The organism is Burkholderia sp. A2 (genome assembly GCF_001729305.1).
GTDB lineage: Bacteria > Pseudomonadota > Gammaproteobacteria > Burkholderiales > Burkholderiaceae > Burkholderia > Burkholderia sola.
The window spans coordinates 1-21795 of sequence record NZ_LZXX01000112.1 but is presented as its reverse complement, the minus strand read 5'-3'; the positions used below and the strand labels follow the sequence as shown (position 1 = coordinate 21795).

The 21795-nt window shown below is 67.4% G+C and carries 17 protein-coding genes, 1 rRNA gene and 2 pseudogenes; 8 read left to right on the top strand and 12 right to left on the bottom strand.

Annotated elements, in window-relative coordinates; all coding sequences use genetic code 11:
• The first annotated feature begins 31 nt into the window (after positions 1–31).
• Both msrA and A9Z05_RS25765 read left to right on the top strand, forming a co-directional pair.
• Positions 32–775, top strand: a complete 744-nt coding sequence (msrA, locus tag A9Z05_RS25770) for a peptide-methionine (S)-S-oxide reductase MsrA (protein ID WP_069620586.1) — start codon at positions 32–34, stop codon at positions 773–775.
• 244 nt (positions 776–1019) lie between these two features.
• A complete protein-coding gene (locus tag A9Z05_RS25765) occupies positions 1020–2135 on the top strand; it encodes an aromatic ring-hydroxylating dioxygenase subunit alpha (protein WP_050016159.1) in 1116 nt (371 codons plus the stop codon).
• A 33-nt stretch (positions 2136–2168) separates the two neighbouring features.
• Here A9Z05_RS25765 and A9Z05_RS25760 read toward each other — a convergent pair whose 3' ends face one another.
• The 8 genes from A9Z05_RS25760 to A9Z05_RS25725 form a co-directional block, all read right to left on the bottom strand.
• A complete protein-coding gene (locus A9Z05_RS25760) occupies positions 2169–2558 on the bottom strand; it encodes a cytidine deaminase (RefSeq protein ID WP_069620585.1) in 390 nt (129 codons plus the stop codon).
• A 25-nt stretch (positions 2559–2583) separates the two neighbouring features.
• The gene (deoA, locus tag A9Z05_RS25755; protein ID WP_069620584.1) at positions 2584–3900 is read right to left on the bottom strand and encodes a thymidine phosphorylase; all 1317 of its coding nucleotides are present in this window, start codon (positions 3898–3900) and stop codon (positions 2584–2586) included.
• Positions 3901–3939: 39 nt separating this feature from the next.
• Positions 3940–5214: a NupC/NupG family nucleoside CNT transporter gene (locus tag A9Z05_RS25750; RefSeq protein ID WP_069620583.1), complete on the bottom strand. Its 1275-nt coding sequence runs from the start codon at positions 5212–5214 to the stop codon at positions 3940–3942.
• A 247-nt stretch (positions 5215–5461) separates the two neighbouring features.
• Positions 5462–6919, bottom strand: a complete 1458-nt coding sequence (hydA, locus tag A9Z05_RS25745; protein WP_069620582.1) for a dihydropyrimidinase — start codon at positions 6917–6919, stop codon at positions 5462–5464.
• Between the two features lie 66 nt (positions 6920–6985).
• Positions 6986–8494, bottom strand: a complete 1509-nt coding sequence (locus A9Z05_RS25740; protein WP_069620581.1) for an NCS1 family nucleobase:cation symporter-1 — start codon at positions 8492–8494, stop codon at positions 6986–6988.
• A gap of 101 nt (positions 8495–8595) precedes the next feature.
• On the bottom strand, positions 8596–9912 hold the full coding sequence (gene preA / locus A9Z05_RS25735) for an NAD-dependent dihydropyrimidine dehydrogenase subunit PreA (protein WP_069620580.1): 1317 nt from the start codon (positions 9910–9912) through the stop codon (positions 8596–8598).
• A 55-nt stretch (positions 9913–9967) separates the two neighbouring features.
• On the bottom strand, positions 9968–11305 hold the full coding sequence (locus A9Z05_RS25730; protein ID WP_069620579.1) for an NAD(P)-dependent oxidoreductase: 1338 nt from the start codon (positions 11303–11305) through the stop codon (positions 9968–9970).
• Positions 11306–11434: 129 nt separating this feature from the next.
• Positions 11435–12715, bottom strand: a complete 1281-nt coding sequence (locus tag A9Z05_RS25725; protein WP_069620578.1) for a Zn-dependent hydrolase — start codon at positions 12713–12715, stop codon at positions 11435–11437.
• Between the two features lie 320 nt (positions 12716–13035).
• On the opposite strand from A9Z05_RS25725, the gene A9Z05_RS25720 reads away from it, so the two are divergent.
• On the top strand, positions 13036–13728 hold the full coding sequence (locus tag A9Z05_RS25720) for a TetR/AcrR family transcriptional regulator (protein ID WP_069620577.1): 693 nt from the start codon (positions 13036–13038) through the stop codon (positions 13726–13728).
• Between the two features lie 125 nt (positions 13729–13853).
• On the opposite strand, the gene A9Z05_RS25715 is transcribed toward A9Z05_RS25720, so the two are convergent.
• The 3 genes from A9Z05_RS25715 to A9Z05_RS25705 are packed head-to-tail and all read right to left on the bottom strand — an operon-like array spanning position 13854 to position 17511.
• Positions 13854–15044: an acetyl-CoA C-acetyltransferase gene (locus A9Z05_RS25715; protein WP_069620576.1), complete on the bottom strand. Its 1191-nt coding sequence runs from the start codon at positions 15042–15044 to the stop codon at positions 13854–13856.
• Between the two features lie 18 nt (positions 15045–15062).
• Entirely contained in the window at positions 15063–15830 is a 768-nt protein-coding gene (locus tag A9Z05_RS25710) for a 3-hydroxyacyl-CoA dehydrogenase (RefSeq protein WP_069620575.1), read from the bottom strand.
• A 13-nt stretch (positions 15831–15843) separates the two neighbouring features.
• On the bottom strand, positions 15844–17511 hold the full coding sequence (locus tag A9Z05_RS25705) for an acyl-CoA synthetase (protein ID WP_069620574.1): 1668 nt from the start codon (positions 17509–17511) through the stop codon (positions 15844–15846).
• A gap of 144 nt (positions 17512–17655) precedes the next feature.
• Here A9Z05_RS25705 and A9Z05_RS25700 point away from each other — a divergent pair, with 144 nt between their 5' ends.
• From A9Z05_RS25700 to A9Z05_RS25680, 5 genes and pseudogenes are all read left to right on the top strand, one after another.
• Positions 17656–18660, top strand: coding sequence for an AraC family transcriptional regulator (locus A9Z05_RS25700; RefSeq protein WP_069620573.1), 1005 nt, complete (start codon positions 17656–17658; stop codon positions 18658–18660).
• A gap of 119 nt (positions 18661–18779) precedes the next feature.
• A complete protein-coding gene (locus tag A9Z05_RS25695) occupies positions 18780–20033 on the top strand; it encodes a hypothetical protein (RefSeq protein WP_069620572.1) in 1254 nt (417 codons plus the stop codon).
• 198 nt (positions 20034–20231) lie between these two features.
• Complete coding sequence (locus A9Z05_RS25690; protein ID WP_069620571.1) at positions 20232–20831, top strand: hypothetical protein; 600 nt, start codon at positions 20232–20234, stop codon at positions 20829–20831.
• A 51-nt stretch (positions 20832–20882) separates the two neighbouring features.
• Positions 20883–21017, top strand: a pseudogene (locus tag A9Z05_RS36455) (DUF4440 domain-containing protein); the annotation flags it as partial.
• Positions 21008–21259 (top strand): annotated as a pseudogene (locus A9Z05_RS25680) (GNAT family N-acetyltransferase); the annotation flags it as partial. The pseudogenes A9Z05_RS36455 and A9Z05_RS25680, both read left to right, overlap by 10 nt.
• A gap of 235 nt (positions 21260–21494) precedes the next feature.
• Here the strand turns inward: A9Z05_RS25680 and rrf are convergent.
• Positions 21495–21607, bottom strand: a 5S ribosomal RNA gene (gene rrf / locus A9Z05_RS25675).
• Between the last annotated feature and the right edge of the window lie 188 nt (positions 21608–21795).

The following is a 21795-nucleotide window of genomic DNA, read 5'->3' as shown; positions in this document are numbered from 1 at the left end:
CCTTTCCCAACGCATTCCGAAGGAGCAAAAGATGAACCCGATCCCTACCCGCGATGCCGCCGCACGCCGGCGCGCGACCATGCTGCGCCGCATCGGCGCCATCGCCGTCGCGGCGGCCGCCGTGTTCGGCTACCAGCGCATCGTCAATTCCGCGGAGCCGATGCGCACCGTGCCCGCGCCGACGCTCGACGAAACGCCCGGCGCGTCGCACGACGAGACGGCCGTGTTCGCCGGCGGCTGCTTCTGGGGCGTGCAGGGCGTGTTCGAGCACGTGAAGGGCGTGAAGCAGGTAACCGCAGGCTACGCGGGCGGCGCATCCGAAACCGCGCACTACGCGCTCGTCGGCTCGGGGCTGACCGGGCACGCGGAATCGGTGCGCATCGTCTACGACCCGACCCAGGTCACGTACGGCCGGCTGCTGCAGGTGTTCTTCTCGGTCGCGCACGATCCGACCGAGTTGAACCGGCAGGGCCCCGACGAAGGCTCGCAGTATCGGTCCGCGATCTTCCCGACCACGGCGCAGCAACGCACGGTCGCCACCGCGTACATCGCGCAGCTCGGCGGCGCGCATGTGTTTCCGGCGCCCGTGGTCACGCGTGTCGAAGCCTACAAGGGCTTCTATCCGGCCGAGGCCTATCATCAGAACTACCTCGAACTGCACCCCGACGCGCCGTATATCGCGTTCAACGACCTGCCGAAGGTCGCCGGGCTGAAGCAGCACTTCCCGGCGCTGTACCGTGCCGACCCGGTGCTGTGGCGCGAAGCCCGCTTATGAGCCGTTGATGAGCCGCTTGTGACCGTCCGCTCGCTGCATGACGAGGCTCCCGCCCGCCGCCCAGCAGAGCCGCAGGCACCCCGCACCAGCGGCTCCCGTTTGCGCCGGATCAACGAACCGGCGGACGCGATGCCGGGGCAAACCCGCATCGCATCCGCCGCGATCGGCAACTTCGCGTAGACTCTCCTGATTCCCGCCGCTTCTTGCGGCGCTCGACATTCAGTCCAGCCAGGAGGCGTCACGCATGCGCGCAGTGCCTTTGCCTGACAGCAACACCCTCGAAGAACCGTCCACCGGCGCGGTCGTGCGCGACCTGCGCCGCGTGCCCATTCACCCGGATCACTGGTACCCGCTCGCGTGGTCGCGCGAGCTCAAGCGCGGCAAGACGCTCGGCGTGCGCTTCGCCGGCGATCCGATCGTGCTCGTGCGCACCGAATCGGGCGCCGTGTATGCGCTCGAAGATCGTTGCGCGCACCGCCAGGTGCCGCTGCACGCGGGCGTCGTGAGCGGCGAAACGCTGCGCTGCTGCTATCACGGCTGGACCTACGCGTGCGACAGCGGCCGCTGCGTCGACGTGCCCTACCTCGGCCGCGAGCGCTTGCCCAACGGCGTGCGCGCGTATCCGTGCCGCGAGGCCCACGGGCTGATCTTCGTGTTTCCGGGCGACGCCACGCTCGCCGACGAACGGCCGTTCCCCGCGCTCGAATCGGCCGACAACCCCGCGTACAAGACGCGCCGCTTCGGCCGCGAGGTCAAGTGCCACTACTCGTTCATGCACGAGAACCTGATGGACATGAACCATCAGTTCCTGCATCGCAAGCAGATGGGGCAGATGCGCGCGCGCTCGGTGGGCCGCCGCCGCGGCGACGACTGGGTCGAGGTCGACTACACGTTCGCGCGGATGGAAGGCAAGCAGCCGGTCGGCGAGGCGCTCGTGTTCGGCGCGAGCAAGAAGCCGGCCGACCAGTCCGACAAGAGCGTGATGACGGTGCGCACCGGCTACCCGTACCAGACGCTGCAGATCCGTTCGAGCGAAGGCACGCTCGTGATGGACCTGTGGATCGTCTACGTGCCGCTCGACGCCGAGCAGCGCACCAACCGCACGTTCGGGCTGCTGTCGATCCACAAGCCCGGCATCCCGTTCGCACTCGATCTCGCGTGGCCGCTGCTCGTGTGGTTCACCGAGCGCATCTTCCGCGAGGATCGCTGGATCGTCGAGCGCGAGCAGGAAGCGCACGACGCCCAAGGCGCCGACTGGAACCACGAGGTGTTTCCGGTCATCAACGAGCTGCGCGACCTGCTGCGCCAGTGCGGCGCACGCACCGTGATCCCGATCCGCGACGCGCGCGACAGCGCGTGACGTGACGCATGCGGCTCGCCGCGGTGCGCGCCGTTACAGCGTGAACGCGCCCGGCAGCAATGCGCGGGCCGTCGTGATCTCGACGGCCCCTTTCAGGTTCGCGAGGATCACCTCGATGTCGGGCTTGCCGATCTCGATGATCACCTGACGACACGCGCCGCACGGCGCGATCGGGCCGTCCGTGTCGCCGACGACCGCGAGCCGCGCGAAATCCCCCGGCCGATAGCCGGCGGCGATCGCCGCGAACAGCGCCGTGCGTTCCGCGCAATTGCACAGTCCGTACGACGCGTTCTCGACGTTGCAGCCGTGGAACACCGTGCCGTCGCGCGCCAGCAGCGCCGCGCCGACCTTGAAGCGCGAATACGGCGCATACGCGCGCTCGCGCGCGGCCTTCGCCTGTTCGATCAGTTCGTCTCGTTCCATCGTGGTGATGCCTCCGCGAGCAGGGTCAGCCGATCTGCTGGTAAAGGGTCGGCGGCGCCTCGCCGGTCTCGCCGAGCACGTAGCTGCGGCGCACTGCGTCCACCGCGCGGGCCGCGGCCGCTTCGTCGCGGGCATGCACGAAGCCGAGCGGCTCGCCGGCCTCGATGCGCTGCCCGATCTCGGCGAGCGCCGACAGGCCGACGCTGACGTCGATCGCGTCCTCCGCACGCGTGCGGCCGCCGCCGAGCGCGACCACGGCCAGCCCGAGCGCGCGGCAATCGATGCGCTGCACCACGCCGCTCGCGGGTGCCGCCACCGGCACGATCGTCGCCGCGCGCGCCAAATGCCGCGCGGGCGCGTCGATCAGATCGGCCGGGCCGCCGAGCGCGACGACCATCCGCGCGAAACGCTCGGCCGCCGCGCCGGAATCGAGCGCCTGCTGCAGCTTCTCGGGTGCGTGGGCGACATCGGGCGCGAGCCCACCGGTCACGAGCAATTCGGCCGACAGCGCCATCGTCACGTCGTGCAGGCGCGAGGGACGTGACTTGCCCGTCAGGTAGTCGATCGCGCACGCCACTTCGAGCGCATTGCCCGCGCACGGCGCGAGCGACTGGTTCATGTCGGTGAGGATCGCGGTCGTCTTCATGCCGGCGCCGTTGCCGACGTCGACGATGCTGCGCGCCAGTTCCGCCGATTTCTCCGCGGTCGGCATGAATGCGCCGGAGCCGACCTTGACGTCCATCACGAGCCCGCCGAGCCCCGCCGCGAGTTTCTTCGACAGGATCGACGCGGTGATCATCGCGACCGATTCGACGGTCGCCGTCACGTCGCGGATCGCATAGATGCGCTTGTCGGCCGGCGCGAGCCGCGCGGTCTGCCCGATGATCGCGACGCCGACCTCGCGCACCGTGCGGCGAAACGCGTCCGTCTCGGGCATCACGTCGTAACCCGGAATCGCGCTGAGCTTGTCGAGCGTGCCGCCGGTGTGGCCGAGCCCGCGCCCCGAGATCATGGGCACGTAGCCGCCGCACGCGGCCACCATCGGCCCGAGCATCAGCGACACGACATCGCCGACGCCGCCCGTCGAATGCTTGTCGATCACCGGCCCGCCGAGATCGAGCGCGCGCCAGTCGAGCACGTCGCCCGAATCGCGCTGCGCGAGCGTGAGCGCGACGCGTTCGTCCGTGCTCAGGTCGTTGAAATACACGGCCATCGCGAACGCGGCCACCTGGCCCTCGGTCACGCTGCCGTCGGTCACGCCGCGCACGAACGCGGCCATCCCGTCGCGATCGAGCGGCTGCCCGTCGCGCTTCCTGCGAATGAATTCCTGCGGTAGAAACATCGTTGCCTCGCTTCGATCGGTCGGAGTCGACTGCACGGTTCAATGCAGCGAGAAAAACAGGCCGGCAATCGCCGCGCTCATCAGGTTCGACAGCGTCGCGGCCGTCAGCGCGCGCAAACCGAGCCGCGCGACGTCCGACCGGCGCTCGGGCGCGACCGCGCTGAAGCCGCCCGCGAGAATCGCGATCGACGAGAAGTTCGCGAAGCCGCACAGCGCGAACGACACGATCGCGAGCGTCTTCGGATCGAGCACCGGCAGGCCGGCCGCCGCCGCGTGCGCACCGCCCCTCAGGTACGGCGACAGGTCGCCGTACGCGACGAATTCGTTGAAGATCAGCTTTTCGCCGATGAAGTTGCCGGCCAGCGCCGCATCATGCCATGGCACGCCGATGATCCACGCGAGCGGCGCGAACAGGTGGCCGATGATACCGACCAGCGTGACCTGCGGAAAGCCCGCGAACGCGGCCGCGCCGCCGACGATCAGGTTCATCAGCGCGATGAGGCCCACGAACGCAATCAGCATCGCGCCGACGTTGATCGCAATGCGCAGGCCGACCGACGCACCGGATGCGGCCGCCTCGATCACGTTGGCGGCGCGCTTGTCGTCGAAATCGAGGCCGTCGACCACCACGCGGCTCGGCTCGACGGTCGGAAACAACAGCTTGCCGAACAGCAGCCCGCCCGGCACCGCCATGAACGACGCGGCGAGCAGGTACTCCATCTTCACGCCGAGGCCCGCATAGCCGACCAGCACCGATCCCGCGACCGACGCCATCCCGCTCGCCATCACCGCGAAGATCTCGGCGCTCGTCATGTTGCGCACGAACGGCTTCACGAGCGCGGGCATCTCGCTCTGCCCGAGGAAGATCGTCGCGACGGCCGAGCACGCCTCGATGCGGCTCACCCCGAGCAACCTTGCCAACCCCGCGCCGAGAATCGCGACGATCCACTTCATCACGCCGATGTAGTACAGCACCGAGATCAGCGCGGTGACGAAGATGATCATCGGCAGCACGCGCAGGCCGAACACGAACCCGCCATCGCCGAACAACTGGAACATCCGCGCGTCGACGAGCCCGCCGAACACGAACGCGATGCCGTGATTGCCCATGTCGAGCACGCGATTGACGCCGTTCGCGGCCGCGGCCAGCGCCGCGCGGCCGGACGGCACGAACAGCACCAGCGCGCCGATCGCGAACTGCGTGAGCAGCGCGGCGATCATGGTCCGCGCGCTGACCGCGCGGCGGTTGTTCGACAACAGATACGCGACCAGCAACAGAAACAGCATACCGAGGAGACTGCGCAGAATATCCACCTTGTGCTCCTTTCTCACTATTTGAACTGTCCGGCGGGCGGCCCGTGCCCGCGACCCGCGTGATCGGGTGGGTGGATGTTACTCGCTCGATACGCACGCCGGCAACGTCGCCAAAATCGCCGCGATCAATGGCATCGATCGTTTCCGTTTTCGTCTTCGTCAACTTGATCAGTTGTTCTATCTACGCGGCCAAAACACGCGCGGGGCGCGCCGTCGGAACGGACACGCCCCGCACGATACGCGTCGTTCAGCCCGCGCGCTCGACCGGATGCGGCTCACGCAGCCGGTTCGCGATCCGCGCGGCCTCGTAATACCCGGCCGCCGGCGGACGCTTCAGATAGCGGCCCGCGCCGCGCACCGCGCGCAATTCGCCGTCGGCCCACGCGAGTGCGCCGCGCGTGAGCGTGTGCGTCGCGACGCCCTGCACCGTCATCCCCTCGAACACGTTGAAGTCGACCTGCTGATGATGCGTCTTCACCGAGATCGTCTTCGTCGCGGCCGGGTCCCACACGACGAGATCGGCATCGGCGCCGACCTGCACCGCGCCCTTGCGCGGATACAGGTTGAAGATCTGCGCGGCATTGGTCGACGTAATCCGCACGAACTCGTTCGGCGTGATGCGGCCGTGGTTCACGCCGTGATGCCACAGCACCGACATGCGATCCTCGACGCCGCCGCAACCGTTCGGGATCTTCGTGAAATCCTCGCGGCCCATCGCCTTCTGCGATGCGCAGAACACGCAGTGATCGGTCGCCGTCGTATGCAGCTGTCCCGACTGCAGCCCGCGCCACAGCGCCTCGCGATGCTCGGCCGAGCGGAACGGCGGGCTCATCACGTGGGCCGCCGCGCGCGTCCAGTCCGGATCGCGATAGACGGCCTCGTCGATCACGAGGTGGCCCGGCAGCACTTCGCCGAACACGCGCAGCCCTTCGCTGCGCGCGCGCGTGATCACGTCCACCGCGTCCTTCGCCGACACGTGCACGATATACACGGGCACACCGAGCACCTGCGCGATGCGGATCGCGCGGTTCGCGGCCTCGCCTTCCACCTCCGGCGGCCGCGACAGCGGATGCGCCTCCGGCCCCGTGATCCCGCGCGCGAGCAGCGCCTTTTGCAGCTGGAACACGAGCTCGCCGTTCTCCGCGTGCACGGTCGGCAGCGCGCCGAGTTCGAGCGAACGCGTGAAGCTGTTCACGAGGACTTCGTCGTCGGCCATAATCGCGTTCTTGTACGCCATGAAGTGCTTGAAGCTCGAGACGCCATGCTCGCGCACGAGCGTGCCCATGTCGCGGTGCACGCTGTCGTCCCACCACGTCACGGCCACGTGGAAACCGTAATCGGAAGCCGCCTTCTCGGCCCAGCCGCGCCATTCGCGGAATGCTTCCATCAGCGGCTGCTTCGGGCTCGGAATCACGAAATCGATGATGCTCGTCGTGCCGCCCGACAACCCGGCAGCGGTGCCCGAATAGAAATCGTCGCTCGCGGTCGTGCCCATGAACGGCAGTTCCATGTGCGTATGCGGATCGATGCCGCCCGGCATCACGTACTGGTCGTGCGCGTCGACGACGGTTGCGCCGGCCGGCGCGTCGATCTGCTCCGCAATCTGCAGGATCGTGCCGCCGTCCTGCGGATCCGCGCAGAGCACGTCCGCGCGATAGGAGCGGTCCGCATCGACCACGGTGCCGCCACGAATCAGGATTGCCATTTCGTTGCCTCCTCGTTGACTGTCGGTGTGCCGCATGCCGCGCGCGAGTCGCATCCGGCCCGCGCGTCATGCGCTCGCGATCTGCGCGCGCGGTCCGGCGCGCCACTTCATCCAGGTGCCGTACACGCCGGACGCCAGCACGAGGCCGACGAACCACGCGTACGTGTAAAGCGTGTTGAAGAACGCCGGCACGTTCGGAAACGACGCCGGAAACGCCGTATGCAGGAAACCCGGCAAATTCGGCAGCACGCCGACCGCGAGCGCGACCAGCGCGGCCGGGTTCCAGCCGCGCGCGTAGCTGAAGTCGCCGCCCTCGTCGAACAGCGCGCGCGTGTCGAGCTGCGTGCCGCGAATCAGGAAGTAGTCGACCATCAGGATGCCCGCGACCGGCCCGAGCAGCGCCGAATAACCGACGAGCCAGGTGAAGATATAGCCGTCCGTCGTCGCGAGGATCTTCCACGGCATCATCACGATCGCGATCGTCGCGGTGATCATCCCGCCCGCGCGGTACGAGATCGCCTTCGGCCACAGGCTCGAAAAATCGTAGGCAGGACCGACGAGATTCGCGGCGAGGTTGCAGCACATCGTATCGAGCGTGAGGATCACGAGCGCGATGCCCACGCCGATGCCGGTCATCCGGCTCGTCAGGTCGATCGGATCCCAGATCGCGTTGCCGTAGATCACGACGGTCGCCGACGTGACGACGACCGACACCACCGACAGCAGCGCCATCGGCAGCGGCAGCCCGATCGACTGGCCGATCACCTGGTCGCGCTGCGAATGCGCGAAGCGCGTGAAGTCGGGAATATTCAGCGCGAGCGTCGCCCAGAAGCCGACCATCGCGGTCAGGCCCGGCCAGAAGGTCGCCCAGAAGAGCCCGGCCTTCTTGCCGCCCGCCGCGAACTGCGACGGCGCCGACAGCATCGAGCCGAACCCGCCCGCCTTCGACGTCGCCCACCAGACGAGCGCCACGCACATCACGACCTTGATCGGCGCGGACCAGCTTTCGAGCCAGCGGATCGAATCGGTGCCGTGCCAGATGAAGTACAGCTGCAGCACCCAGAACACGAGAAAGCACGCGAGCTGCCCGAACGAGATGCCGACGAGCGGCAGCGCAGCGCCGTGCAGCGCGTTGCCGGTCAGGATGTTCAGCAGCGTGTAGATCGCGCTGCCGCCGAGCCAGGTCTGGATGCCATACCAGCCGCAGGCGACGATCGCGCGCAGCAGCGCCGGCAGCTTCGCGCCCTGCGTGCCGAACGACGCGCGCACGAGCACCGCGTACGGAATCCCGTGCTTCGCGCCCGCATGGCCGATCAGCAGCATCGGCACGAGTACGATGAGGTTGCCGAGCAGCACCGTCATCACCGCCTGCCACGGCGACATGCCTTCCTGGATCAGCCCGGCCGCGAGCATGTACGACGCGATGTTCATCACCATCCCGACCCACAGCGCCGCGAAGTGGTACCACTTCCACGTGCGCTGCGCCGGCGTCGTCGGCGCGAGGTCGTCGTTGTACAGGCTGCCGCCGTGCGCCGCGGCGCTATCGGGATCGGCGGGAATCGCTGCGTGATTCATCGAACACACTCCACGAAAACGTCAACGCCGGCATCGTGCGATGCCGGCCCGGGTGGAACGAAAGGCGGCGGTGCAGGATGCCCCGCATCGCCGGACGCCGGTCAGGCAGCCTTCTTCGCGTGCTTCTCGGGTGCCGCGGCGCCTGCACTCGCCCCCGCCTCCGCGCTCGCCGGATTGTTCGGATGCGTGGTCCAGTTCGCGTAGTCGCCCGCGTCGACGCGCTCCATCGTGATGCATTGCTCGACCGGACACACATGCATGCAAAGATTGCACCCGACGCACTCCGAATCGATCACTTCGAAATGCCGCACGCCATCCTTCGTCGCCGTGATCGCCTGATGCGACGTGTCCTCGCACGCGATATGGCACAGCCCGCACTGGATGCAGCGGTCCTGGTCGATGCGCGCCTTGATGTCGTACTTCAGGTTCAGGTATTTCCAGTCGGTCACGTTCGGCACCGCGCGGCCGCGAATGTCGTCGAGCGTCGCGTAGCCCTTCTCGTCCATCCAGTTCGACAGGCCGTCGGCGAGATCCGACACGATCCGGAACCCGTAATGCATCGCGGCGGTGCACACCTGCACGCTACCGGCGCCGAGCACCATGAACTCGGCCGCGTCGCGCCATGACGAGATGCCGCCGATGCCCGAGATTGGCAGGTTCGGCGTTTCCGGATCGCGTGCGATCTCCGCGACCATGTTCAGCGCGATCGGCTTGACCGCCGGCCCGCAATAGCCGCCGTGCGTGCCCTTGCCGTCGACGGTCGGCATCGGCGCCATCTGGTCGAGATCGACCGCGACGATCGAGTTGATCGTGTTGATCAGCGACACGCCGTCCGCGCCGCCCTTGTATGCGGCGCGCGAGCCCATCCGGATATCGCTGATGTTCGGCGTGAGCTTCACGAGGCACGGCAGCTTCGTGCCTTCCTTCACCCAGCGCGTGACCATCTCGACGTATTCGGGCACCTGCCCGACCGCCGCGCCCATCCCGCGCTCGCTCATCCCGTGCGGGCAGCCGAAGTTGAGTTCGACCGCGTCGGCGCCGGTATCCTCGACGAGCGGCAGAATCCATTTCCAGTCGCGCTCGTTGCACGGCACCATCAGCGACACGATCAACGCGCGGTCCGGCCAGTCGCGCTTCACCTGCGCGATCTCTCTCAGGTTCACGTCGAGCGGACGGTCGGTGATCAGCTCGATGTTGTTCAGCCCCGCGATGCGCTGGCCGTTCCACTGCACCGCACCGTAGCGCGAACTGACGTTGACGACGTGCGGATCGAGCCCGAGCGTCTTCCAGACGACACCGCCCCAGCCCGCCTCGAACGCGCGATTGACGTTGTAGGCCTTGTCGGTCGGCGGCGCGGACGCGAGCCAAAAGGGATTCGGCGAAGTAATGCCTGCGATGGTGCAGCGAAGATCGGCCATGTTCGGCTCCGTGAGAATGGGGTCGTGTTCGGTGTGCGTGCGGTGCGTCGCGCGTTCAGGCCGCCTTCGCGTCGCGCGCGGCGAGCGTCGCGTCGATCGACGCGGCCGCGCGCTTGCCGTCCTGCACGGCCTGCACCGTGAGGTCGATGCCGTCCGTCGCCGCGCAGTCGCCACCGGCCCACACGTCCTGCAGCGCCGTGCGCCCGTCCGCATCGACCGCGATACGCGAACCGTCCGCGGTCAGCAATTCCGCCGCGATGCCGTCCGGCACGAGCGTCTGGCCGATCGCCTTCAGCACCATGTCCGCGTCGATGGTGAAACGCTCGCCCGACGCGACCTCGAACTCGACGCCCGTGACCTGCCCGTCCGTACCTGCGATACGCACCGGCCTCGCGTGCGTGACGAGCGTGACGCCGCTCTTCTGCGCGAACTCGCGCTCGGCCCACGTCGCGCTCATCGCGTCCACGCCGCGCCGGTACACCATCGTCACGCGCTCGGCGCCGAGCTTGCGGCTCTGCACCGCCGCATCGATCGCCGTGTTGCCGCCACCGATCACGACCACGCGCCGTCCGACCGGCACGTTCTCCAATCCGTCCGCCTGCCGCACCTGCTCGATGAAGTCGACCGCGTTCATCACGCCGCCCAGTTGCTCGCCGTCGATCGCGAGCGCGCGCACACCGCCGAGCCCCATCGCCAGGAATACCGCGTCGTGTTGCTCGCGTAGCGCGTCGAGCGTTACGTCGCGTCCGAGCGCCATACCCGTTTCCAGCGTGATGCCGCCCACCGACAGCAGCCACTCGACTTCACGCTGCGCGAAATCGTCGACGGTCTTGTACGCGGCGATCCCGTATTCGTTGAGTCCACCGGCCTTCGGCCGCGCGTCGAACAGCGTGACGCGGTGCCCGGCGAGCGCGAGCCGGTGCGCACAGGCGAGCCCGGCCGGCCCCGCGCCGACCACCGCCACATGGCGGCCGGTCTCGGGTGCGCGCCGGAACTGCACCGCACCGGTCTGCATCGCCCAGTCGGTTGCGTGCCGCTGCAACGCGCCGATCGCGACCGGTTGCGCATCCTGATGGTTGCGCACGCATGCGCCTTCGCACAGGATCTCGGTCGGGCACACGCGCGCGCACATCCCGCCGAGCGGATTCGCGGACAGGATATCCATCGCCGCGCCTTTCAGGTTGCCGTTGCCGATCTTGCGGATGAAGCTCGGGATGTCGATCTGCGTCGGGCACGCGTGCACGCAGGGCGCGTCGTAGCAGTAATGGCAGCGGCTGGCGGCAGCCGCCGCGGCGGTCGGATCGAGCAGCGGCGCGATATCGGCGAATTCGCACGAGAGTTGCGTGGACGACAGGCGATGCGCGGCGATATCGCCGGTTGGCTGGGTGGTCATACGCGTTCCTTCGACTGGGTGGAGACAAAGCCGTCCCCGCCGGCTGCGGATGCACAGTCGGGGCGGTCATGCTTCGGGGTGCTACGGTCAGGCGACGCGCAGCCTGCCTGCTGCGCTATGTCCGGTCGGTCATGAAGCCGGCTCGCACGCACGCGACAGCATCGCGTGCAGCAGCACGTTCGCGCCGGCCTCGATCCATGCGGGCGTCGCGTCCTCGATCTCGTTGTGGCTGATGCCGTCGATACATGGCACGAACACCATCGACGTCGGCGCGACCTGCGCCAGATAGCACGCGTCGTGGCCCGCCCCCGACACGATGTCGCGATGCGAGTAGCCGAAGCGGTCGGCCGCATCACGTACGGCCGCCACGCAGGCGGGGTCGAACGCGACGGGCTTGTAGTAGAAAATCTGCTCGAGTTCGGTGTCGAGCCCGATGTCGCCCGCGATGCGCGCGACGCCATCGCGCAGCGCCGCGTCCATCTTCGCGAGCACGGCGTCGTCCGGATGACGGAAATCGACGGTAAAGAACACGCGGCCGGGAATCACGTTGCGCGAGTTCGGGTGGACTTGCATCATGCCGACCGTCGCGCAACCGAACGGCGCATGATCGAGGCCGATCCGGTTGACGAGATCGACCACCCGCGACGCGCCGAGCAGCGCGTCGCGACGGCGCGGCATCGGCGTCGGCCCCGCGTGCGCTTCCTGGCCGGTGAACGTGATCTCGTACCAGCGCTGCCCCTGCGCGTCGGTCACGACGCCGATCGTCTTGCACTCCGCTTCGAGAATCGGCCCCTGCTCGATATGCAGTTCGAACGCCGCGTGCAGCTTGCGCCCGCCGCACGGCACGTCGCCCGCGTAGCCGATGCGCGCCAGTTCCTCGCCGATCGTCTTGCCGTCGACGTCCTTGCGCGACAGCCCGTAGTCGAGCGTGAACACGCCCGCGAACACACCCGATGCGACCATCGCCGGCGCGAAGCGCGACCCCTCCTCGTTGGTCCAGATCACGACCTCGACCGGATGCTCGGTCTCGATGCCGTGATCGTTCAGACTGCGAATCACCTCGAGGCCGCCGAGCACGCCGTAGATGCCGTCGAAGCGCCCGCCGGTGGGCTGCGAATCCGCGTGCGAGCCCGTGACGACCGGCGCCGCGTCGGCCACGCGGCCCGCACGACGCATGAACACGTTGCCCATCGTATCGACCGTCACCGTGCAGCCGGCGGCCTTCGCCCAGCCGACGATCAGGTCGCGGCCGGCCTTGTCGAGATCGGTCAGCGCGAGGCGACATACGCCACCCTTCGGCGTCGCGCCGATTTTCGCGACTTCCATCAGGCTGTCCCACAGCCGCCTGCCGTCGACCTTGATCGACGTGTCGAAAGCTGCCCGCTTCACTGTTTCCGATACCGCGCTCATTCGTATCGCTCCTGTGGGGTCGGTGATGTCGTCAGCCCGGTCTGTGCCGGTGCATGCGAGACCTGTTTCGGGGCGCGCCGCCCGGATGCGGTGCATGCTCGGTCGGTTCGCGAAATGCGTCAAATCCTGTCCGATTGGACAGGTTTTAGACGATCAAAATGCGCAGCGCAACGTCTTTCTTGCGCAACGCACGGGAGCGAGAAACGTGCCATCGCAACGCAGCATCGCCGCGGCGTGGCGGCATTCACGTGCGTGCGCGCGACGCGAATCAGCGGCTAGAATGAAGCCCAACGCGGCATGGCCGCCGCGCGAGGGTAACGATGAGACATGACGAGGTGACGATCGAAGCCACCGACCGGGACGAAACGCCGGCGCCTTTGCGGCGACGCAAGGCGCACATTCGCGAGTCCAACGAAGCGCACCTGCTCGCGTGCGCGGAGGCCGTATTCGCGGAACGCGGGCTCGCCGGCGCCAGCACCGCGATGATCGCGGAGCGCGCCGGCCTGCCGAAGGCGAATGTGCACTACTACTTCCCGACCAAGCTCGCGCTGTACCGACGCGTCCTCGACGACCTGTTCGAGGACTGGCATCGCGCGGCCGGCTCGTTCGAGGCCGGCGACGATCCGGTGGAGGCGATCGGCGGCTACGTGCGCGCGAAGATGGCGCTGTCGCAGCGGCGCCCGCTCGGCTCGAAGGTGTGGGCCAACGAGATCATTCACGGCGCGGAGCACATGCAGGACATCCTGTCGCAACGTGTGAAGCCGTGGTTCGACACCCGCGTGAAGGTGATCGAAGGCTGGATCGCGAGCGGGCTGCTCGCGCCGATCGACCCGCATGCACTGATGTACCTGATCTGGGCGACCACGCAGCACTATGCGGATTTCGATGCGCAGATTCGCGCGCTGAGCGGCAAGCGCGCGTTCACGAAGAAGGCGTTCGACGAAAAGACCGAGCAGGTCGTGCAGCTCGTGATTCGTGCGTGCGGCGCGGTGTCGCCGAACGCGAAGCCGTAGCGCGACACGACGATCCGCCGAATTAAAAACGGGCGGCGAGCACCACACGGGGATGTCCCGTGCGATACGCGCCGCCCGTGATGCCGCGTTCGCGCGTGCGTAAAGCGACGTGTTGCGGCAACGTATTACGCGATGCGCTCGATCGCAATGGCCGTCGCTTCACCGCCGCCGATGCACAGCGATGCGATGCCGCGCTTCAGGCCATACGTGTCGAGCGCGGCCAGCAGCGTCACCATCACGCGCGCGCCCGATGCGCCGATCGGATGCCCGAGCGCGCACGCGCCGCCGTGCACGTTCACCTTCTCGTGCGGCAGATCGAGATCTCGCATCGCGGCCATCGGCACCACCGCGAACGCTTCGTTGATCTCGAACAGATCGACGTCGCGCAGGTTCCAGCCGGTTTTCTCCGACAGCTTGCGCAGCGCGCCGATCGGCGCGGTCGCGAACAGCCCGGGCTTGTCCGCATAAGTCGAATGCCCGACGATCACGGCCTTCGGCGTGAGGCCGAGGCGCTCGGCTTCCGAGCGGCGCATCATCACGAGCGCGGCCGCGCCGTCCGAGATCGACGATGCGTTCGCGGCCGTCACCGTGCCGCCTTCGCGGAACGCCGGCTTCAACGTCGGGATCTTGTCGAGTTTCGCCTTGCCCGGCTGCTCGTCGATCGACACGACGCTTTCCGTCTTGCCGGCCTTCACGGTCACCGGCGCGATCTCCGACACGAAATGCCCTTCCGCGATCGCGCGCTGCGCCCGCGTCAGCGACGCAATCGCGAACGCATCCTGCGCTTCGCGCGTGAACTGGTAAGCCTGCGCGCAATCCTCGGCGAACGTGCCCATCAGGCGGCCTTTTTCATACGCATCCTCGAGCCCGTCGAGGAACATGTGGTCGAGCACCTGCCCGTGCCCCATGCGCATGCCCGCGCGCGCCTTCGGCAGCAAGTACGGCGCATTCGTCATGCTCTCCATCCCGCCCGCCACGGCCACGCCCGCCGAACCCGCCAGCAGCAGATCGTGCGCGAACATCGCCGCCTTCATCCCGGAACCGCACATCTTGTTGACCGTCGTCGCGCCCGCCGCGAGCGGCAGCCCGGCCTTCAGCGCGGCCTGGCGCGCGGGCGCCTGGCCCTGGCCGGCTGGCAGCACGCAGCCGAACACGATTTCATCGATGCGTTCGGCCGGCACGTTCGCGCGTTCGAGCGCCGCGCGAATCGCCACCGCGCCGAGGTCGCTGGCGCTGGCTGCCGCCAGATCGCCCTGAAAACCACCCATCGGCGTGCGCGCCGCACCCACGATTACGATCGGATCCTGAGTCGTCATGATTCGCTTCCTCCAGTGTCAGCGCGGCGCCATGCGCAACGCGCCATCGAGACGGATGACTTCGCCGTTCAGCATCGTGTTTTCGGCGATGTGGCGCACCAGCGCCGCAAATTCTTCCGGGCGGCCGAGCCGCGGCGGGAACGGCACGCTCTTGCCGAGCGCGTCCTGCACGTCCTGCGGCATGCCGGCCATCATCGGCGTCGCGAAGATGCCGGGCGCGACCGTCACGACGCGAATACCGAAGCGCGCGAGCTCGCGCGCGATCGGCAGCGTCATGCCGACCACGCCGCTCTTTGACGCCGCGTATGCGGCCTGTCCGATCTGCCCGTCGAACGCCGCGACCGACGCGGTGTTGACGATCACGCCGCGCTCGCCTTCCGCGTCGGCGTCCTGCTTCGACATCGCTTCGGCGGCCAGCCGGATCATGTTGAACGTGCCGACGAGGTTGATCGATACCGCGCGTGCGAAGCGGTCGAGCGAATGCGGGCCGTCGCGGCCGACGACCTTCTCGCCCGGTGCGACGCCGGCGCAATTGACGAGCACATCGACGCGGCCATACGCGTCGCGCGCGGCCGTGACGGCCGCCTGAGCGTCGGCTTCGCTCGTCACGTCGGTCTTGACGAAGCGCGCGGCCGCGCCGAGTTCGCTGGCGAGACGCGCCCCCGCCTCGTCGTTGACGTCCAGCAGCACGGCTTTGCCGCCTTGCGCGACGACCATGCGCGCCACCGCGGCGCCGAGGCCGGAACCGGCGCCCGTAATCAGAAAAACACGATCCTTGATATTCATTCGCAGTCCGTATTCAGGGTTGAGCGATCTTCTCGGCTTCCATCTTGCGCAACACGAAGCGCTGGATCTTGCCGCTCGGGGTTTTCGGCAGCGCGTCGACGAAGTCGATCGCGCGCGGATAAGCGTGAGCGGACAGCCGCCGCTTCACGTGCAGACTCAATTCCTCGGCCAGTCCGGGCGTGCCGTCGAACCCTTTCGACAGGACGACGAACGCCTTCACGATTTCCGTGCGCTCCGGGTCGGGCACGCCGATCACGGCGGCCTCGCTGACGGCCGGATGCTCGATCAGCGCGCTCTCCACGTCGAACGGGCCGATCCGGTAACCGGACGACGTGATCACGTCGTCCGCGCGGCCGATGAAGCTCACGGCGCCGTCCGGTTCCAACTCGACGTTGTCGCCGGTCCGGTAGTAACCGCCCGCTATCGCCGGCGTGTCCTGCTGCCAGTAGCCGCGGAACCACAGCAGCGGCGAGCGCGCGATGTCGATCGCGAGGTTGCCGGGCTCGCCGGGCCCGAGCTCGCGGCCCGCTTCGTCGAGTACCGCGACACGGTAGCCCGGCATCGCGAAGCCGGCGGAACCGACGTGCACCACGTGCGCAAGGCCGTGATGGTTGTTCACGACCATTCCCAGTTCGGTCTGGCCGTAGTGATCGTGGATCGGCGCGCCGAGCGCCGCGTGGAACCAGCGCACGACTTCCGGATTCAGCGGTTCGCCCGCGCTGCTCACCACGCGCAGCTGGCCCTTCATGCGCGCGGCCGCTTCCGTCCCCGCCGCCATCAGCATCCGGAACGCGGTTGGAGAACCCGCAAGGCTCGTGATGCCGAGACGCTCGATCACGTCATACGTGCTGTCGACCGTGAAGCTGCCCTCGTAGAGCGTCGTCGCATGGCCGAGGAGAAGCGGGCCGGTGATCGCGTAATAGAGACCGTACGCCCAACCCGGGTCGGCGATATTCCAGAACCGGTCAGTGGCGCGCAGATCGACCGCTTCGCGCATGTACGCGCCGAACGCGAGCAATGCGTACAGCGGCACCGGTACGCCCTTCGGCAAGCCCGTCGCGCCCGACGTCGACATCATCATGAACAGGTCCGACCCCTTGCGCAGCACGGGCTCGAACGTATCGGACCGCGCGTCGAGCGCCGCGCGGAAATCGATGTCGTGCGCCGGCAGCGTCTCGCCTGCTTCGCGCACCGTCGCCACCGGCGGGCAATCGGCAATTTCGTCGAGCTTCGCGCGATTCGCCACGTTGGTCACGATCAGCCGCGCGTCGCTCATCCGCAACCGGTGCTCGATCGCCTTCGGGCCGAATGCTGTGAACAGCGGCTGATACACGGCGCCCGCGCGCCACGTGCCGAGGATCGTCGCGACGAGCTCCGGCGTGCGCGGCAGCAGCCCGGCCACCACGTCGCCCGGCTGCACGCCCTGCGCGACGAGCAGGTTCGCGACCCGAGCCGACAACGCCTGCATCTGCGCGAACGTGAAGCGGTGATGCTGCCCGCCGGCGTCGATCCAGTCGAGCGCGATCGCGTCCGACTTCGCGTGCCGGTCGCAGCATTCGACGCACGCGTTCAAGCCGCGCTCCAGGTCGCCGCTCAGTTGCGCGGCGGCTGTCTCGATACTGAACCGGGCCACGGCGTCGGCGTAAGCCGGCACCGGCTGCGCGGTAGCTCCTTCAGGCATGCGTGTCTCCTGTTCGTTATGGTCACCGGCGAGCCAGGGGCGCGACGGGGATACATCGATAGTAGACAGCCGCTACATTGCAATCAATGACAAACGGAATCTAGAATCGTGATCGCTTTTGCCATGTCGGGGGGACGCAGGAAAATGGGGCCGCAGATGATTTCGCCGGATTTCGTCGACGATGCGCTCGCGTGCCTGCGCCGGCACGACCTGCCGACGGCGCCCGTGCTGCGCACCGCCGGGCTGCCGGCCGTCGTGCGCGAGTCCGTCACGCCGCAGCAGTACGGCCGCCTGTGGCTCGCGATCGCGGGCACCCTGGACGACGAATTCTTCGGGCTCGCCGCGCGTCCGATGCGGCGCGGCAGTTTCACGCTGCTGTGCCACGCGGTGCTGCATGCCGGCACGCTCGACAAGGCGCTGCGGCGCGCGCTGCAGTTTCTCCGGGTCGTGCTCGACGAGCCGCACGGCGAGCTCATCGTAGCCGACGGGCACGCGCAGATCGTGCTGGCGCAATCGGGTTCGCCGTACCCGGCGTTCGCGTACCGGACGTTCTGGCTCATCCTGCTCGGCGTCGCGTGCTGGCTGATCGGCCGGCGCATCCCGCTGCAGCGCATCGATTTTGCGTGCTCCAGCCCCGGCCAGCGCAGCGACTATCACCAGTTCTTCGGCGTCCCCGTGCATTTCGACCGGCCCGACAGCCGGCTCACATTCAACGCGGCCTATCTCGCGCTGCCGACGATCCGTTCGGAGCAGGCGCTGAAGACCTTCCTGCGCGGCGCGCCCGGCAACCTGCTCGTGCGCTACCGGCACGACACGGGCTGGGTTGCGAAGACGCGCGCATATCTAAAAGCGCTGCCGGCCGCCGAGTGGCCCGACTTCGATACGCTGGCCGTACGCCTCGACACGACGCCCGCGACGCTGCGGCGGCGTTTGCGCAGCGAAGGGCAAAGCTTCGCGGCGATCAAGGACGAGTTGCGCGGTGCGCTGGCCCAGTCGCTGCTGCGCGGGCGCGCGCTCAGCGTCGCGGAGATCGCGGCCGAGCTCGGCTTCACCGAGCCAAGCGCGTTTCATCGCGCGTTCCGGAAATGGACGGGCACGAGCCCCGGTGCATTTCGGCGCGACGTGCATGTGGCGAACGCGGAGTCTTGAATGGCGTGCAAGCACGGAGCGTCTCGCCCCGCACCGCTGATACGATGCAAACTTGCGGCTGCCGTCCATTGTCCCCGGACCGCGGCGAACACCGATCAACCCTCACCGCTCACGCTCCGATGCAAGCCACCTCCTTTTCCGACACCGAACTGGCCGATCTGCGCGCGCACGGTATCGTGCTGTTTGCCGGCCGCGTGATCTTCGACGCACAGCCGCCGATGGCGCCTGACCAGATCGCGGCCGTGCAGGCCTGCTGTCACGGCGATATTCCGCTCCCGTTGCTCGAGTTGTGGCGCATCACGGCCGGCGGCAGCCTCGACTACGACCTGACGCTGGAGATGAACGGCAATGTCGAAGCCATCAGCTGGAGCGAACTGTTCTACAACGGCAGCGACGGTTACCGCGACCTGCAGGGCTGGATCGACCACGAACTCGAACTGGCCGAAGAAGCCGCGGAAGAGAACGCGCGCACGTGGAACGGCAAAATCGATGCGCTGCCGTTCGGCGGCTTCGAATATTGCGACCGCATCTACGTCGTGACGGAGCCCGGCGCACACGACTATGGCCATGTGCTTGCATGGAAACAAGGGTTGCCGCCCGCGTGGCGCGGCGCGATGCACGAGGACGGTCTCGCGACGATCGCGCCCGATCTGTACGCAGCATTCGGCGCGCTGCAGCTTCATGCCGATCCGCTGGCGCCCGGCGGCGAACCAGGCACCGGTGTCGCGCTGCTCGAATACGTCGATGAACGCCGCGACGATCATGGCCTGCCGCCCCCGCTGGCCGACAAGCTGATCGCGTTCTATCGACAAGCGGTGATCGACTGGCGCACGCCGCTCGCCGACGGCACACTCGGGATGCAGCCGGTACTCGCACGGCACGCATTACGCCATGCGATCGATCACGACGATGCGGCACTCGTCGCGCGACTGGCGCCTATCGTCGCCGATCTTGGCGTGGCGCTCGCGGGCAGTTCGATCCCGACGGATTACGCGTTGCGACGCCAGAAGTTTTCCGCAGCCGCCGCGTTGCTCGCCGCGGGCGCGCCAGTCGTGCCCGATGCGCTGGCATCCGTGTCCGGCGCCGTACCGGTCAAGCTGATGCGCATGCTGCTTGAAGCCGGCGTGCGGCCGGATGCCGACGCAATGGCGCGTTGCGTCGCGGGCGGCGGCACCGATAGCGCACGGCTGATCGGCGCGGCGCTGTCGGCCCATGGCGTCGATACGGCAGTTGCCTACCGCACCGCGAGCGACAAACTGCTGGACGAGTTGAAGGCCGACATCCGCAAGGTTCGCGCCGGCAAGCTCAGCCACTATCTCGGGCTCGACGGGCTCGAAGCACACGCCGAGCGCCTGCGGATGTTCGATTGCTGACGTCAAGCAGGCGCCGATGCGCCGTGGGTTTGCCTGCAGCATCGCAGTCAGGGTGCCGTTTGTTTGGATTGGATTGGATTTCTTGCACGTTCCGGTGCGAATCTGCATGACGCTCACCGCACCGCAGCGCGCGTATGACGTTGCACCCCGATCCGTCAGACCACATACTGGTCGGCCAGTCTGAACGAGGTTGCGCGGATGGTGAATGTCGATGGGAGCGCCGCTTCGATCTTCGGCGTGATCGGAACGGCCGTGTCGTTGCTGGCAGCGATTCCTTACGCGCTCGCGATCTACCGGCGCACCATTCGCCCGCATCTGTTCACGTGGCTCGTGTGGTCGGTCGTCACGGCGATCGCGGCCGCTGGCCAGTTCGTCGCGGGCGCGGGGCCGTCCGCGTGGTGCACGGCGGCGATTGCCCTCACGTGCTTTCTGACGCTGATCGCCAGCCTGTTTCGCGGTGAGCGCGGCTGGACGGGCCTCGACTGGCTGTTCCTGTGCGCGGCACTGTCGGCCATTCCGCTGTGGATGCTGACCGACGATCCGACGGTGTCGATCTGTCTGGTCACGCTGATCGAGCTTGCCGGCCTTGGTCCGACCGTGCGCAAGACGATCCGCGATCCGTGGAGCGAGAGCCTCGCCTATTTCGCGCTGTGCGTGCTCAAGTACGCACTGGCGTTGCTGGCATTGAGCACGTGGAGTGTCGCGGTCGCGTTCTATCCGGCCGTCAACCTCATCGCGTCGATCGGCATCTGCCTGGTGATGCTGGTGCGGCGTCAGTCGTTGCCGAATGCGCGGTAGGCTGCGTTTGTCGCCGTACCGCTACCCCTCCGAAATGATGCGAGGCCTGACATGGATGCGATCCGTACCGTCATCGAACCCTGCGAAACCGCACTTCGCGCGGCGATGCTCGCCAACGACGTCGAAGCGCTCGAGGCGCTGCTGGACGACGATCTGGTGTTCACAGTCCCGACCGATCAGTGGATTCTGGTCGACCGACACCCGGATGGTTGTTCGTTCATCCCGATCATATGGGCCGGGGTGTCGCCCGTGCGCTGTGGGAAGCAGTTCGGACTGAGGCCGCCGCGAGAGGAATCAAAAGCTTTGTGATCGAAGCGGATCCCAATGCTGTGCCGTTCTATCTGACGCTCGGTGCTGAAAAGATCGGCGAAAAGGAATCCAGCGTCGTTCCGGGAAGGTTTTTTCCGATCTTGCGGATCACGGTCTGATGGGTAGTGAAAGCAGCAAGATGGTTCGCTGTGCGTGTGGCCGATGGGATTGAACTGTCGGTGGTGACAAGCGAAGTTGCGGCGGAGAAATGCCTGAGTTCGATCAGTCCGACCGGGCGGTCTAATGACGCTTTCTACGCCCCGCCTCACATAGAGTTCGCCATCCAGCATGTTTTTTGGACGCCGAAATGCAAAAACCCCCGCCTGTTCGGGCGGGGGTTTCTGGCTTGAGGGAGCCTGACGATTACCTACTTTCACACGGGAATCCGCACTATCATCGGCGTAGAGTCGTTTCACGGTCCTGTTCGGGATGGGAAGGGGTGGGACCGACTCGCTATGGTCATCAGGCAAAGAGGGTTGTTGCGTTGCTTCGCAGCGCAACCAATCTGGGAAGAAGCAGTAATTTAGGTTGTGAGCTGTATCTCACACATACGCGGTACTTCAACCGCAGTACGTCGAGTGCCTCGCACTCGACGCTCGATATCCGTAAGCGCTGAAGCGCTAACGGCTATCGAGACAGACTTGTTATAGGATCA

What these genes read in the sequence shown, in the direction of transcription:
- A9Z05_RS25710 (WP_069620575.1), bottom strand. Translation starts at nt 15,830, where the DNA reads ATGAATATCAAGGATCGTGTTTTTCTGATTACGGGCGCCGGTTCCGGC.
- A9Z05_RS25730 (WP_069620579.1), bottom strand. Translation starts at nt 11,305, where the DNA reads ATGACCACCCAGCCAACCGGCGATATCGCCGCGCATCGCCTGTCGTCC.
- A9Z05_RS25720 (WP_069620577.1), top strand. Translation starts at nt 13,036, where the DNA reads ATGAGACATGACGAGGTGACGATCGAAGCCACCGACCGGGACGAAACG.
- A9Z05_RS25690 (WP_069620571.1), top strand. Translation starts at nt 20,232, where the DNA reads ATGGTGAATGTCGATGGGAGCGCCGCTTCGATCTTCGGCGTGATCGGA.
- hydA (WP_069620582.1), bottom strand. Translation starts at nt 6,919, where the DNA reads ATGGCAATCCTGATTCGTGGCGGCACCGTGGTCGATGCGGACCGCTCC.
- A9Z05_RS25765 (WP_050016159.1), top strand. Translation starts at nt 1,020, where the DNA reads ATGCGCGCAGTGCCTTTGCCTGACAGCAACACCCTCGAAGAACCGTCC.
- A9Z05_RS25715 (WP_069620576.1), bottom strand. Translation starts at nt 15,044, where the DNA reads ATGACGACTCAGGATCCGATCGTAATCGTGGGTGCGGCGCGCACGCCG.
- A9Z05_RS25740 (WP_069620581.1), bottom strand. Translation starts at nt 8,494, where the DNA reads ATGAATCACGCAGCGATTCCCGCCGATCCCGATAGCGCCGCGGCGCAC.
- A9Z05_RS25725 (WP_069620578.1), bottom strand. Translation starts at nt 12,715, where the DNA reads ATGAGCGCGGTATCGGAAACAGTGAAGCGGGCAGCTTTCGACACGTCG.
- A9Z05_RS25700 (WP_069620573.1), top strand. Translation starts at nt 17,656, where the DNA reads ATGGGGCCGCAGATGATTTCGCCGGATTTCGTCGACGATGCGCTCGCG.
- deoA (WP_069620584.1), bottom strand. Translation starts at nt 3,900, where the DNA reads ATGTTTCTACCGCAGGAATTCATTCGCAGGAAGCGCGACGGGCAGCCG.
- A9Z05_RS25760 (WP_069620585.1), bottom strand. Translation starts at nt 2,558, where the DNA reads ATGGAACGAGACGAACTGATCGAACAGGCGAAGGCCGCGCGCGAGCGC.
- msrA (WP_069620586.1), top strand. Translation starts at nt 32, where the DNA reads ATGAACCCGATCCCTACCCGCGATGCCGCCGCACGCCGGCGCGCGACC.
- A9Z05_RS25695 (WP_069620572.1), top strand. Translation starts at nt 18,780, where the DNA reads ATGCAAGCCACCTCCTTTTCCGACACCGAACTGGCCGATCTGCGCGCG.
- preA (WP_069620580.1), bottom strand. Translation starts at nt 9,912, where the DNA reads ATGGCCGATCTTCGCTGCACCATCGCAGGCATTACTTCGCCGAATCCC.
- A9Z05_RS25705 (WP_069620574.1), bottom strand. Translation starts at nt 17,511, where the DNA reads ATGCCTGAAGGAGCTACCGCGCAGCCGGTGCCGGCTTACGCCGACGCC.